The organism is Chryseobacterium sp. MYb7, from assembly GCF_002979455.1.
In the GTDB taxonomy this organism is placed as follows: Bacteria; Bacteroidota; Bacteroidia; order Flavobacteriales; family Weeksellaceae; genus Chryseobacterium.
Window position 1 is genome coordinate 1 of sequence record NZ_PCOU01000051.1, and the last position, 13,319, is coordinate 13,319.

11 protein-coding genes and 2 tRNA genes are annotated in these 13,319 nt (G+C 37.1%); 4 read left to right on the plus strand and 9 right to left on the minus strand.

Annotated elements, in window-relative coordinates; genetic code table 11:
* A tRNA-Pro gene (locus CQ046_RS22975) sits at window positions 1–75 on the minus strand.
* A gap of 14 nt (window positions 76–89) precedes the next feature.
* Window positions 90–174: transfer RNA gene (locus CQ046_RS22980), tRNA-Ser, on the minus strand.
* A 135-nt stretch (window positions 175–309) separates the two neighbouring features.
* Here CQ046_RS22980 and CQ046_RS22985 point away from each other — a divergent pair.
* The 4 genes from CQ046_RS22985 to CQ046_RS23000 all read left to right on the plus strand — a co-directional run bounded on the left by CQ046_RS22985 (window position 310) and on the right by CQ046_RS23000 (window position 4,900).
* Window positions 310–1,335 carry an N-acetylmuramoyl-L-alanine amidase gene (locus CQ046_RS22985; RefSeq protein WP_105704496.1) on the plus strand — a complete coding sequence of 342 codons (1,026 nt, stop codon included), beginning with the start codon at window positions 310–312 and terminating at the stop codon, window positions 1,333–1,335.
* A gap of 72 nt (window positions 1,336–1,407) precedes the next feature.
* Window positions 1,408–2,808 (plus strand): aspartate ammonia-lyase, encoded by a 1,401-nt coding sequence (gene aspA / locus CQ046_RS22990; protein ID WP_105704497.1) that lies wholly within the window; start codon window positions 1,408–1,410, stop codon window positions 2,806–2,808.
* Between the two features lie 87 nt (window positions 2,809–2,895).
* Window positions 2,896–3,750 (plus strand): glycosyltransferase, encoded by an 855-nt coding sequence (locus tag CQ046_RS22995; protein ID WP_105704498.1) that lies wholly within the window; start codon window positions 2,896–2,898, stop codon window positions 3,748–3,750.
* A gap of 109 nt (window positions 3,751–3,859) precedes the next feature.
* Window positions 3,860–4,900 (plus strand): glycosyltransferase, encoded by a 1,041-nt coding sequence (locus tag CQ046_RS23000; protein ID WP_105704499.1) that lies wholly within the window; start codon window positions 3,860–3,862, stop codon window positions 4,898–4,900.
* A 38-nt stretch (window positions 4,901–4,938) separates the two neighbouring features.
* Here the strand turns inward: CQ046_RS23000 and CQ046_RS23005 are convergent, their stop codons facing one another.
* From CQ046_RS23005 to CQ046_RS23035, 7 genes are all read right to left on the minus strand, one after another.
* Window positions 4,939–6,438, minus strand: coding sequence for a lipopolysaccharide biosynthesis protein (locus tag CQ046_RS23005; RefSeq protein ID WP_105704500.1), 1,500 nt, complete (start codon window positions 6,436–6,438; stop codon window positions 4,939–4,941).
* 8 nt (window positions 6,439–6,446) lie between these two features.
* Entirely contained in the window at window positions 6,447–7,241 is a 795-nt protein-coding gene (locus tag CQ046_RS23010) for an FkbM family methyltransferase (RefSeq protein WP_105704501.1), read from the minus strand.
* A gap of 265 nt (window positions 7,242–7,506) precedes the next feature.
* Window positions 7,507–8,172 (minus strand): DUF2461 domain-containing protein, encoded by a 666-nt coding sequence (locus CQ046_RS23015; protein WP_105704502.1) that lies wholly within the window; start codon window positions 8,170–8,172, stop codon window positions 7,507–7,509.
* 316 nt (window positions 8,173–8,488) lie between these two features.
* Window positions 8,489–9,718: an ABC transporter permease gene (locus tag CQ046_RS23020; protein WP_105704503.1), complete on the minus strand. Its 1,230-nt coding sequence runs from the start codon at window positions 9,716–9,718 to the stop codon at window positions 8,489–8,491.
* A gap of 22 nt (window positions 9,719–9,740) precedes the next feature.
* The gene (locus CQ046_RS23025; RefSeq protein WP_105704504.1) at window positions 9,741–10,490 is read right to left on the minus strand and encodes an ABC transporter ATP-binding protein; all 750 of its coding nucleotides are present in this window, start codon (window positions 10,488–10,490) and stop codon (window positions 9,741–9,743) included.
* A 115-nt stretch (window positions 10,491–10,605) separates the two neighbouring features.
* Entirely contained in the window at window positions 10,606–11,874 is a 1,269-nt protein-coding gene (locus tag CQ046_RS23030; RefSeq protein ID WP_105704505.1) for an efflux RND transporter periplasmic adaptor subunit, read from the minus strand.
* A gap of 3 nt (window positions 11,875–11,877) precedes the next feature.
* Window positions 11,878–13,188, minus strand: a complete 1,311-nt coding sequence (locus CQ046_RS23035; RefSeq protein WP_105704506.1) for a TolC family protein — start codon at window positions 13,186–13,188, stop codon at window positions 11,878–11,880.
* Between the last annotated feature and the right edge of the window lie 131 nt (window positions 13,189–13,319).

Sequence of the window (13,319 nt, forward strand, 5' to 3'; positions counted from 1 at the left end):
TCGGGGCGGCAGGATTCGAACCTGCGACCTCCTGGTCCCAAACCAGGCGCGATGACCGGACTACGCTACGCCCCGAGTATATAAATGAGCGGAGGGTAAGGGATTCGAACCCTTGCGACACTTTCGCGTCGACAGTTTAGCAAACTGCTCCATTAACCACTCTGGCAACCCTCCTTTTTGTTTATTTTTTAATGATCGTTGTTCCGTTATTGCGAGTGCAAATATAGAATAGATTTCTTTATTTACCAAATAAAATTCAAGAAAATTTTGTGTATTTTTGAAGTAATAAATCATCCAAAAACCAAACTGATGCGTAAGACATTATATATCATCGGATTAAGCACTTTTGTTTTTTCATGTACTTCTCAGCAAAATGTGAAAAAAAATACTTACAAACCGAAACCCCCAATAACACAGGCCAAACCGACCGTTCAACCAACAACTCCGATAGCTCCAAAACCAAAAGTAGTATCTGATCATGGAGTAGACTTTTTTACTACTAATATAGCAGACCCTACAAAAAATGATAATACTGCAAGTTATGGTTCTATTGTATCTGCAAAACCAGCCGGATATAAAGTAGTGAAGACTTATTTCCCTGCTGTTGCCCAGAATTTCAGACAGCGTTATCTTATATTACATTATACAGCTATTCCGGACGATAAATCAATTACTGTTCTTACCCAGCAGGCGGTGAGTGCCCATTATCTGGTAAATAATACCGGAGATAACGAGATCTATCAATTGGTAGATGAAAATAAACGTGCCTATCATGCAGGAGTAAGTGCCTGGAGAAATGACAAAAATCTTAACGATACCTCTATCGGCATTGAAATTGTCAATATGGGCTATACCACAGATGCTGCGGGTAAAAGAACATTTGCTCCTTTTAGTGATGATCAGGTGAAAAAAGTAGCCGCTTTGGTTAAAGATATTGTGACAAGATATCAGATTCAGGCTACCAATGTATTAGCTCACTCAGATATTGCTCCTACAAGAAAGCAGGATCCGGGGCCAATGTTCCCATGGAAAAAGCTATATGACGAGTACCAGGTTGGAATGTGGTATGATGAAGCCGCTAAGCAAACGTATCTTGAACCGGCGCAAGCTGACATTACTGCAAGATACAATGATGCCAGCTTTATCTTCCTTATACAGACAGGATTGCAGAAATTCGGATACGCATTAGACTTGAGCGGAAAATGGGATGATGCTACCAAGAAAACAATTGAAGCATTTCAGTACCATTTCCGTCCACAGAATTATGACGGAATTATGGATGCCGAAACATGGGCAATACTCCAAGCTTTAAATCAAAAATATCCAACAAAATAATTCAAATTAAAACGCATCGGTTAGATGCGTTTTTGCTATCTTTAAACGATCAAAAACAGTAAAATATCTGTAATGGAAAATTTCAGGAAAGAAAGTGATCTATTAGGTGAACTGAATGTGCCTTTAGATGCTTATTATGGGGTTCAGACACAAAGAGCTATCGACAATTTTAAAATTTCAGGACAGCTTTTGTCTTCATATCCGGATTTCATAAAAGGATTGGCGTTTGTAAAAAAAGCAGCTGCCAAAACCAATTATGAATTAGGACTTCTAGACGAAAACCTGTATTTTAAAATAGCAGAAGCGTGTGATGAAATTGTAGAAGGGAAATATCATGACCAGTTTCCGGTAGATATGATTCAGGGAGGAGCAGGAACTTCCATCAACATGAATGCGAATGAAGTGATCGCAAATATCGTGTTGGAAAAATTAGGAAAAAATAAAGGAGAATACGAATTCTGTTCACCTAATGATCATATCAACCTTTCACAGTCTACCAATGATGCTTATCCTACAGCAATCAAAATGGGATTGCTTCAGATGAATATCGGACTGGTAGAAAAACTGGAAAGAATTATCACTGCTTTCCGTGCAAAAGGACAGGAGTTTCATGATGTAATCAAAATGGGACGTACACAGCTTCAGGATGCCGTTCCAATGACGTTGGGGCAGGAATTTGAAGCTTATGCCGCTACGTTGGAAGAAGATATTTCTAAGTTGAACAACAATGCCAACCTTTTTGTAGAAGTGAATATGGGAGCAACCGCTATCGGAACAGGATTAAATGCTCCGGTAGGTTATGCTACGCTTTGTGCTAAAAATTTAGCTCAGATTACAGGATTCCCGATTGTTTCTGCACCAGATTTGGTAGAAGCAACACCAGATACAGGATCTTATGTAATCTACTCTTCAGCTACAAAACGTCTTGCTGTGAAATTATCCAAAATCTGTAATGATTTAAGATTACTTTCATCAGGTCCAAGAGCGGGTCTTTTTGAAATCAATCTTCCACCAATGCAGCCTGGATCTTCTATCATGCCAGGGAAAGTAAATCCGGTAATTCCGGAAGTAGTGAACCAGGTTTGTTTCAAAGTATTTGGAAATGATCTTACCGTAACTTTTGCTGCAGAAGCAGGTCAATTACAGCTGAATGTAATGGAACCGGTACTTTCTCATGCTATCATGGAAAATATCAACTTCCTTTGTAATGCGTTGGATACGCTTCGTGACAAATGCGTGGTTGGAATTACTGCCAATAAAGAAATCTGTCTGAATATGGTGAAACACAGCATTGGTATTGTAACGGCATTGAACCCTTACATTGGGTACAAACAGTCTACACAGATTGCTAAGGAAGCATTGGAAACAGGAAAAAGCGTTTACAACCTTGTTCTTGAAAAAGGAATTCTTTCTCAGGAAAAGCTGGACGAAATCCTTGATCCGAAAAACATGCTGAAACCGCATAACAAATAAATTCTATCAACGATGAATGATCAATGATAATTGAAATTATAAAAGTTTCTTATCATTGATCGCTCATCATTAATCACTTAATAATTCGTGAGGTTTTTAATCATAATTCCTGCCCATAACGAAGAAGACAATCTCCCCTTTACCCTTGATTCTTTACAAAAACAAAACAGTAAAGATTTTAAGGTAGTGGTAGTGAATGACGGTTCTACAGACAGAACATCTGGGATTATCAGAAAATATACTGAAACCGATTCTCGTTTTGAAACAATCAACCTTCAGAAATCTGAACATCAGCCAGGATCTAAAGTGGTTCATGCTTTTAAAAACGGACTTCAGACCCAATCTATGGATGAATTTGATATCATCTGTAAATTTGATGCCGATATTATCCTTCCGGAAAACTATCTGACAACAGTAGAAACAGCTTTTGCCACCCATCCTGAATATGGATTGGTAGGAGGTCTTCTGTATATCGAAAAAGATGGAAACTGGGTATATGAAGGAAATTCCAATAAACATCATGTAAGAGGTCCTATGAAGGCTTACCGTAAAGAATGTTTTGTTCAGATCGGAGGGTTAAGAGAAACATTAGGCTGGGATAATATTGACTCCATATTACTGGAAAATCTGGGCTGGAAAGAAGTTGTACTTCCTGAACTTCACGTAAAATTGATCAAAGTAAAAGGTGCAGATTACACCATTCGCCCTGCAGATTACTACGGAAAATATTTTTATTTCTTGGGACTGAACAGATTTCTGGCTTATATTGCCTCTTCAAAAGAAGCGATGAAAAGCAAATCTGCTTCATTTTTCTTTGATATCATTAATGCTTATGAAAACTGCAGATCACAGAAATTAGAACTTAAAATTACTAAAGAAGAACAGAAAGCCGTCAATGATCAACGTTGGAGAATGTTGAAAAAGAAATGGTTGAAAATGTAGTAAGTAAATTAAATATTTATCAATAGAGGTGGGCTTTAGCCCATCTATAATCAAAAAAACAAAATCGATTGGCTTTAGCCAAAACTTAAGATATAACTCCCGCAAACCCGTGAAAAAAATAGCTTACATAGAAATAGACACCCATGCAGAAATTGCCCAGGCTTTCATGGATATTATGGAAGGTTCTCAGGATTTTTCGGTAGACTATTATTTTTCAAAAAGAGTCAAAGATCAGATCAATCATAGCGATGAAGCTGTGTTCTTATCGGATAGTTCTATGATTCTGGATCAGTTAAAGGGAAAAGGATATGACCTGGTTGTTATAGGAACTGTGCATCGTTATTTTAATACATTTTTAGCGATAACAAAAAAGTACAATACAGCAATTATTACCCATAACCTTAATTTCATAAAAGCTTCAAAGCTGGATATGATGAAAAGCCTCTTCAAAGGAGATGTTATTTTCAGGTTAAAATTATGGCTGAAAGAAGGATTATTCTACAAATCGAAAGTTTATCAGACCTCCAGATCCCTTTTTGTACTGGATGAAGCTCTGATTTCGGATAGATATCGATTTTTACCGCTGTTTTATACACGAGATTTTAACAAAACAAAAAATGAAGATCTTGTGGTGATTATTCCTGGTGGAGTTTCGCAGAAAAGAAGAGATTACACCTATATTTTTGAAACCATTCAGAAACTCACTGCAGATAAACCCTGCCAATTTGTATTCCTTGGAAAAGCAAACGGACATGAATTAAAACAACTTAAACATCTGTCTGAAAAATTATCCAAAAACATTAAAATTACTTATTTTTCTGAAAGAGTTTCTTCCGAAGACTTTGAAAAATGGATGCAGAAAGCAGACGTTTTATGGTGCCCGATTCAGCAGGATACAGAGTTTTTCAGTATGAAAGAAACCTATGGACTGACTAAAATGACAGGAAACCTTGGGGATGCCATAGCATATGGGAAACTGGCTGTTTTTCCTCAAAATTATCCTTCAAAACTCGACTTTATTATTCCTGAAAAAGAAAATGCTTTTGAGCAGTTAAAGACCATTTCGGAGACTCCGTTTGACTTTTATACAACATACAGCAGAAAAGAAGTTCAGAAAAAACTGGAACAATTTCTAATGGGTTTACTCTAAAAAACTTCTCGGATTATTCTCTTTTCTCTTAAAAGCACTTATTTAATCTTAAATACGCTCTTAATAAATTTCATATTCAGATAGTCTTCAATCGGGAAAATCTTGGTGAAGTAATTTCCGATGTAAATCAGAACCAAAACAACTGCGGGTTTGTAAATAAGATTAAGCAGATTGCTGTTGAAATTGGGAAGAACGATCGCTACTGTAATCGCTAAAGTACAGATGATAGACACGAAAATCATTTCAATGCTTAAAGGTGAAACCTTAAATACAATATAATTGAAAACGATTTTTACAACATTGTAGATGGTAAGGGAAATGGCTGTAGATAAGGCAATTCCGATCAGTTTCAGATCTGTATTTTTAATGAAATAGTAATTAAGTCCAATCGTCAATCCCGCCAGCAAAAGCATAACCAGAATATTGAATCTGTAATATTTTGAAAGCGAAATAATATTCCCGTTGAATCCGGTAGCAAGATCTATCAGCACTGCAGAACCCCAGATCCAGACTACGGGTTCGTACTCTCTCAACATGGTTCCGTTCTTAGGCATAAACTGTGTCAGATAGGGGAATCCTACCATGATACAGGAGAATAAAACAGCTCCAAGGAAATACAACGTCAAAGATGTTTTCTTGTGGAATCTGTCCAGCTCTTCCATGTCTCCGTCTGCCAGCGTTTTGTTGATGATAGGGGCGGAAATATTAAATAATCCAAGCTGTGGAATAGAAATCAGTGAGATTAACGCATACAGAACAGAGTAGATTCCTACCTCTTCCATTCCCATAAATTCACCAATCATAAAGCTGTTGATCGCCAGGTAATTTCCAAAAGTTCCCAGGAATCCAAAGAAACTGTAATTGAAAAATTCTTTCCAGAAATTATTCTTTTTAAAATAATCGGTATTAAAATCCAGCTGAATTTTTTCCAGTTTGTTGGTATAATAAATATAGCCCAAAAGCATTAAAAAGAAGATTCCAAAAAAGAAAGCAAATGCAATGTTCTGTGATGTACCAGCCGTAATATTCTGTGATAACGCAAAGAAGAACAGGCAGAAAGCGCCTAGATTTGCTATTTTCGGAAACAGATTATCGAAAATATTGGAAACAACAATTCTTTTATAATTAGAAGTGTATTTGTTGAAAATAGCACAAAACGAAAGAATTAAAATCAGAGGGAGAATCATCTCCTTGATTTTCCATGCTTCTGAATGTCTGAACTTCGGATAAAAATAGGGAAGTATGAAAAATACAACCGTGAAAATGAGAAAATTGATAAAAACAGTCAGCAAAGATAATGACAGCATATTCTGTTTTTTACCCTCTCTTTCTACTTTGTGAAAAAACTTCACATTCGAATAGGAGATACCTAAAACGACAAAAGGAACCAGCATTTCAGCCGTTGGAAGAATGTAACGCAGTTTTCCGTAAAATTCAAAATCATTCGGAAATATGAATATTGCGGAAACGGTGCCCAGCAAAAAACCAATATAACCGATAATGGAATATTTGAAGCCTTGTCTCGCTACTACACTCATAAGTCGTTTTAAATGTTTTTAGGTATAAAAATAATATTGTTGATGTACTGAGTTTTGTTTTTTTCGTCGTTTGTATTTTGTGTTATAATATCTTCCGTAAGATTTTCAAGCGTAAAGCTGTTTCTGTTCAGATACTTGGCGTCATATCCCCAGTTTATCACTTCGGATATTTCTTTCCATATGGGTGTTTGGTGGTGTCTTTGTTCCATTTCGACCATTAAAGTCGGCTTGAACTTTCTGATGGTTTCCTTGGCTCCGGAAAGAGTTTTTATTTCATTTCCTTCAACGTCTATTTTGATGAAATCAAGTCTGTTGAAATGTTCCAGTGCAGCCCATTCATCAAGCTTAATAACTTTTACTTGTTCTGTGTAGCTTTTCTCTTCTCCCTTCTCTTTGTAAGAAGTGTTTAAAGTACCACGGGAAGCAATTGTTTTTCCGTTAATTACAGGTACTTTGAACTCGGCAGTCATATTTTCATCAGAAAGTGCAAGAGGAAAGATACGCATAGCAGGAAACAGTCTCTTCAATCGTCGGTATAGTTTTTTATTGGGTTCAAAACCATAAATATGTTCGTGATCCAATGTATTTTCCAGCTGGTATAGGAAAGTTCCTACATTCGCGCCAATGTCCAGTATTATAGCATTTTTCGGAAGGTATTCTTTGATCCATACCAGTTCCGGTTCTACATTACGTTCCGAAAAATTATTTTTATTAAGATTATATAAAGTTTTAAAATATCTTTTTTTGTAGAAATTCGGGGTTATGTATTGTAGTTTCTCTGCGATTTTTTGGTATAAAGACATCGTAAGCTTTTTGGCGAACAGCAAAGATAAGGAAAAATGTAAAACTTTTCTTAAAAAATGTTAATTATAATATGTTGGTTTTCAGAAGGAATCTTTAAAATTTGTTTTTGTAACCGCGCTGAATATTACTCTATTTTGAATTTGTCACAGAGACATCTGTATGCCACAAGCATTTCTGCTAAAAAGTCGATAAAGTATTATTCTACCCAAATAACTCCAATCATCTGTGGTCAAAAAAATCAGCAGACCATAAAAAATAAAGATATTAAAGAAAAGGTGTATTGAGGAAATCATTGAAAGGTTTCATCAGTTTGAAAACGTTGGTCATATTTTTTACCGCATTTTTATCCAGCACTTCCTCATCTTTCAGAGAATATACCACAATGAAGTTCTTCAATTTCAGATATTCTCCCATAGGATCTTCTTTTTCGAAGCCTTGAGGGATTTTTTTCAGTTTATCGTCCTGATCAAGCTCTGGGAAATGTTTTTTGAAATCTTTATTATTGAGAATTTTAAGAAAATCATCTCCGTACAAGGAAATTTCTTTACGCACTTCTTTCAGAACAGAAGATTCCGGCATATAGATTCCTCCGGCTAGAAAGGATTTTCCCGGTTCCATGTGAAGATAGTAACCTCCTTTCTGGTTTCCTTTTCCCATTCCTAAAGAAGCTCCGAAATTGGTTTTATAAGGAGATTTATCTTTTGAAAAACGGGTATCTCTGTAAATTCTGAATAACGCTTTTTTACTGTCAATTTTCGCAAGTTCTTCATCAAAACCGGACATCTCTTTAATCAGTTCATCCAGAAATGAAACAATATTTTGCTGAGATTCTGTGTAAAGATCTTTATTTTCATTAAACCAGTCGCGGTTATTATTTTTATTTAATTTTTTTAAAAAATCAAAAGTTTTGGAAGAAATGCTTACTGACATATTGTGCTAAGTGTTTTTTATTGTTGAACTTGTTTAAACTTTTATTTTTGAAACATGAAGATTATATTAAGGTGTTAAGAGTATTAAGATAAGCTTCACTTTAAGCTTAAAAATCAGCATGATTTATCTTAACTATACTTTATTTCCTAAATCCTTCTTAATGGTTTTAAATATTTAATTTTTTATAAATTTAAACAACTACGTTATTAAGTGAAATTCAAAACGGTTTCTCAATCCCGGATTCCGAATCCCAAGACCTTGCATCCCGCAACCCGAAACCTCGAACCCCGAATCCCATAACTCAAATGTACAAAAACTATTCATATCTCAATGCCTCAATAGGGTCAAGTTTTGAAGCTTTCAATGCAGGATAATATCCGAAAAATACTCCGGTGACAGCACAGACGATGAATGAAATAATAATAGAAGATTCCGTAATAAACGTAGGCCACGAAAGGAAAAAAGTAACCAGTTCCGAAGACAAAACTCCTAAAAGTACACCGAGAATTCCACCCGTGATACTGATCAATACTGCTTCAATCAGAAACTGATACAAAATATCTTTTCCTCGGGCACCAATAGACATTCTCAGCCCGATTTCTTTGGTTCGTTCTGTTACAGAGACGTACATGATGTTCATAATCCCAATTCCTCCTACAATAAGAGAAATACCGGCAATAGCTGATAAAAGTACGGTCAGAAGCTGGCTGGTAGAGCTCATGGTAGAAATTAGCTCTGCCTGGGTTCTTACACTGAAGTCATCATTGCTTCCGTCAACAGGTAGTTTATGCTGCTTTCTTAAAATTTCTGAAACCTGATCAGTAGCCTGCTGTGAAGTGTTTTCATTCGAAGAAGCGGCATAAATGCTCTGAACATAGGTGATGCCCAAAAATCTTCTCTGAACGGTGTTGAATGGTGCAATAATCACATCATCCTGATCCTGTCCAAATGCATTGGAGCCTTTTGGAGCCAGAATTCCGATAACTTTCATAGGAACTTTATTGAATCTGATGATACTTCCTACAGCATCTTCACCGTTGGGGAATAGGTTGGTATAAACCGTTTGCCCTAAAAGACATACTTTATTGGAAGAAGTGACATCCTTTTTGGTGAAAAGATTACCCTCCGCAATACCCCAGTCTCTGATACTGAAATATTCCTCATTCACACCTTGTAACTGAGTAGGCCAGTTATTGGGCCCGTTGATAGACTGTCCGTTGGTTTGTACAGCAGGGGAGACGTACGAAACATCAGCTGCTCCCTTTGAAATAACGTCTGCATCCTGAGGTCTCAGCGTTTGTAATCCCGAAGCTCCGATTCTTGCCCCTCCGGAAACATTTACATTACTTGAAGGACGTATGGTGATCATATTGGAGCCCATAGAAGAAAGCTGATCACTGATGCTTTTTTTTGAACCTTCTCCAATAGCAGTCATTGCAATCACTGATGCCACACCAATAATAATACCGAGCATCGTTAAAAATGCACGAAGCTTATTTCGTAAGAGGGCTTTCCAGGCGATTCTGAAGAGGTTTGAGAGGTTCATTGCAATAGATTTTTAGTTGAAACTAGTTATAATCATCATTTACCGGAAGATTTTCCAGGGCATCTTTGGCTGATTTTATATTATCATTTTTGACATCTTTGATGACTTTTCCATCCCGAAGGGTTACTGTTCTGCTGCTGAAAGTGGCTATGTCCGGCTCATGGGTCACAAAAACAATGGTTCTTCCCTGATGATGAAGATCCTGCATAAGCGCCATGATTTCATAGGATGTTCTTGTATCCAGATTTCCTGTGGCTTCATCTGCAAGAATCATTACGGGTTCATTTACCAAAGCTCGCGCTATGGCCACTCTTTGCTGCTGTCCTCCGGACATTTGGTTGGGAAGGTGATCAATCCTGCTTTCGAGTTTTACAGCTGTTAAAGCTTGTATAGCTCTTTTATGGCGTTCTTCTGTAGATACTTTTGCGTTGTAGAGAAGAGGTAATTCTACATTTTCTTTTGCCGTAGTTCTGGGAAGAAGATTATAAGCCTGAAATACAAAGCCTATTTTTTGATTTCTAAGAACAGCAAGCTCATCACGATCAAGGTTTTTGATGTTAACTCCGTCCAGAATATAATCTCCGCCAGACGGTTTATCCAGACAGCCAATGATATTCAGTAACGTAGATTTTCCGGAGCCACTGCTTCCCATAATGGTCACAAATTCACCTCTTTCTACCGTAAATGTTATACCTTTCAGAGCATGGACAATTTCTTCACCCATTCTGAACTCTCTTTTCAGATCCATGATCTCCAGAATTTTTTCTGCCATGACATTTGTTTTAGGTTTGCTAGTTGCTAGTTGCTAGTTGCTAGTTGCTAGTTGCTAGTTGCTAGTTGTTGGTTTTTTGTGGATTGAAGTGATAAGATTAACATTCAAATTGCTGTTATCTTGGGCCACCGCCACCTCCGCCGCTGTTTTTGTTATTTCCGCCACCTCTTCTTTGAGGCATGAACGGACTTTTAGCCTGTCCGCCGGATGATTTTTTCGACAAAACTTTATAGCCGGTGATGATATTGTCATTTTTGTTTAATCCTGAAATAACCTGCATTTCGGTGTCGTTGTCCATTCCTGTTTTTATCTTTTTGCGGGAAATAGTACTGTCTTTTGCGATGACCCAAACGGTTGCTTCGTTTTTATTCTCAGTTCCTTTGTTTTGTTTTTTCCATTCTCCTTTTTCGTGTTTTTTACCATTGGCAAACGGAGAATTTACTTTATATTTTTTGATCACCAGACTGTCTGGTCTGAAACTGGTAGCCGCCACAGGAATTTTCATGATATTGTTTAAAACCTGAGTGTAAATGGTAATATTGGCTGTCATTCCCGGCTTCAGTTTTAAACTGGAATTATCTGCATTGATAATGGTAGTATAATTCACCACATTTGATGAAACGGTAGGGTGCAGACGAACCTCTGAAACCTCACCGTCAAAAGTCTCATCCGGAAAAGCATCCACGGTAAAAGTGGCTTTCTGTCCTACTTTTACATTCCCGATATCCGCTTCATCTACAGAAGCACGTACCCGCATTTTGGTAAGATCCTTAGCAATACTGAACAGAGTAGGAGTGCTGAAGCTTGAAGCTACTGTTTGTCCTTCGCTTACATTCCTGTTGAGCACTGTTCCGTCAATCGGAGAATAAATATTGGTTAGGGACAGGTTTTTGTTGGCTGTGGAAAGCTGAGCTGTTACAGAACCTACCTGTGCTTTTGCAGCATTGTATTGATTCGTGGCAACGTCATAATCTGCTTTACTGATTGCACCTACTTTGTACAGTTGAGACTGTCTGTTGATATTGATTTCATTGTAAGCCAGATTGCTTTTTGCATTCTGCAGGTTGGCTTTGATCTGCTGTGACTGGTACTGAAGCAGATCCGGATCCAAAGTAGCCAGCAATTCTCCTTTTTTTACGGTAGAATTGAAATCCACATAAATATTTTTAATAATTCCTGATACCTGGGTACCCACTGCAACGGTATCTACAGGCTGAATGGTTCCGGTAGCCGTGATGGAATTTGAAATTTCTCCCATTTCAGGTTTTACGGTTTCCAGCTGGATTTTGATTTCTTTTTCTCTGATGAAGAAGAACCAAGCCGCACCTATTACAATGATGCCGCCCACAATCCAGTACAACCATTTTTTATTCTTTGTTTTCATAGCTTACTTTAGATTTATAGGGTTACCTGCGTAAAATTCGTAGATCTGTTTATTGAGAACTGCTGTATATTTAGCCTGAAGATAATTCTGAACAGACTGTATATAAAGCAATCGTTGTTGTTGAAGCTGTACATAATCAATACTTCCGAGTTTCATCTGCGCATTTACGATATCATAACTCTGCTTGCTGATATTCATTTGCTGGGAAGCTGAATCGTATTGGGACAACGCATTCTGAAGGTTAATGTAAGATTGTTCTACCTGCTGATTAAGGATCGTTTGAGTATTTCGTAAATCAAGATTAGCCTGTTCAATAGCTATTTTTGATTTCTCAATCTGTGTTTTATAGATTCTGTTGTTGTAAATCGGAATTCCAAGGCTTAATCCTATAGGCATATAGAAATTGTTTCCCAGCTGATTAAAATAATTTCCATTTCCGTTGGAATAATTGGTGGAAATATTTCCTACCACGCTTAATGTGGGTTGAATGGATGCTTTCGCCATTTTCAGATTCGTGTTGGAGTTTTCTACATTCAGTTCGCTGTATTTTACTTCCGGACGTTGATTTTGTGCCAGATTTTGAACATCCTGTAAAGGTTTCAACTGGTCATCTACAATAATGCTGTCAGGCTTTACAATTTGAAACTCGTAACCGGTAGGAAGCTGCAGGATTTGTTTTAAATTCACCGTATTGGTTCGCAGATTGTTCCGAGCAGCTACCAGATTGTACTGATCCTGGGCAACCTGCGACTGAATCTGAAGGTAATTTAATTTGGAAAGGCTTCCCGCTTTGTATAGCTGATCTCCCTGTTTTAATTGAGTTTGGGTTGTTTTCAGAACATTTTCAAGGGAAATGATATTTTCCTGATTCATCAGAATATTCAGATAAGCCTGGGTGATATTCAGCGTGATATTGTTTTCGGATTCCTGTACAGACAGATCAGCCATCTGTACCAGAAGATTCTTTGAAGCCTCATTATTTTTAATATAGTTGGCATGATAAAGCGTCATGGAGGAATTGGCTCCTATGCTTTGAGATTGTGCGCCTGTCATATGAAGACCGTCGCTTCCGTTAAGTGCCAAAAGACCTTGCGAAACGGTTCCGCTTAAGTTGGGATATTTTGCATCTTTTGCCTGAAGGAGATCCTGCTGAGTAGAATTTTTTGAAAGCCGGAGAGAATTAATAGAAATATTATTCTCTTTTGCATATTCGATACAATTTTCCAGAGTCCAGACGGATGGATAATTCGGAGTTTGGGCAAATATTTCAACGACGATGCATAAGAATATCAAAAAGAAAAATTTGCTTTTCATGGCTTTATTTTTGAAAATTCATAAATAACACAGAAAAAATCAATCCAATTTAATGAAGTCATCTTGACTTTTTCAAAAATTATATTTTTTATTTGAAATAAAAAAAGGGATTAGGAAATTAGAGTCGCTAA

Bases quoted from the DNA above. Each gene is read 5' to 3' on its own strand.
- CQ046_RS23025 (WP_105704504.1), bottom strand. From the start codon at position 10,490: ATGGCAGAAAAAATTCTGGAGATCATGGATCTGAAAAGAGAGTTCAGA.
- CQ046_RS23035 (WP_105704506.1), bottom strand. From the start codon at position 13,188: ATGAAAAGCAAATTTTTCTTTTTGATATTCTTATGCATCGTCGTTGAA.
- CQ046_RS23005 (WP_105704500.1), bottom strand. From the start codon at position 6,438: ATGAGTGTAGTAGCGAGACAAGGCTTCAAATATTCCATTATCGGTTAT.
- CQ046_RS23010 (WP_105704501.1), bottom strand. From the start codon at position 7,241: ATGTCTTTATACCAAAAAATCGCAGAGAAACTACAATACATAACCCCG.
- CQ046_RS22985 (WP_105704496.1), top strand. From the start codon at position 310: ATGCGTAAGACATTATATATCATCGGATTAAGCACTTTTGTTTTTTCA.
- CQ046_RS23030 (WP_105704505.1), bottom strand. From the start codon at position 11,874: ATGAAAACAAAGAATAAAAAATGGTTGTACTGGATTGTGGGCGGCATC.
- aspA (WP_105704497.1), top strand. From the start codon at position 1,408: ATGGAAAATTTCAGGAAAGAAAGTGATCTATTAGGTGAACTGAATGTG.
- CQ046_RS23020 (WP_105704503.1), bottom strand. From the start codon at position 9,718: ATGAACCTCTCAAACCTCTTCAGAATCGCCTGGAAAGCCCTCTTACGA.
- CQ046_RS23015 (WP_105704502.1), bottom strand. From the start codon at position 8,172: ATGTCAGTAAGCATTTCTTCCAAAACTTTTGATTTTTTAAAAAAATTA.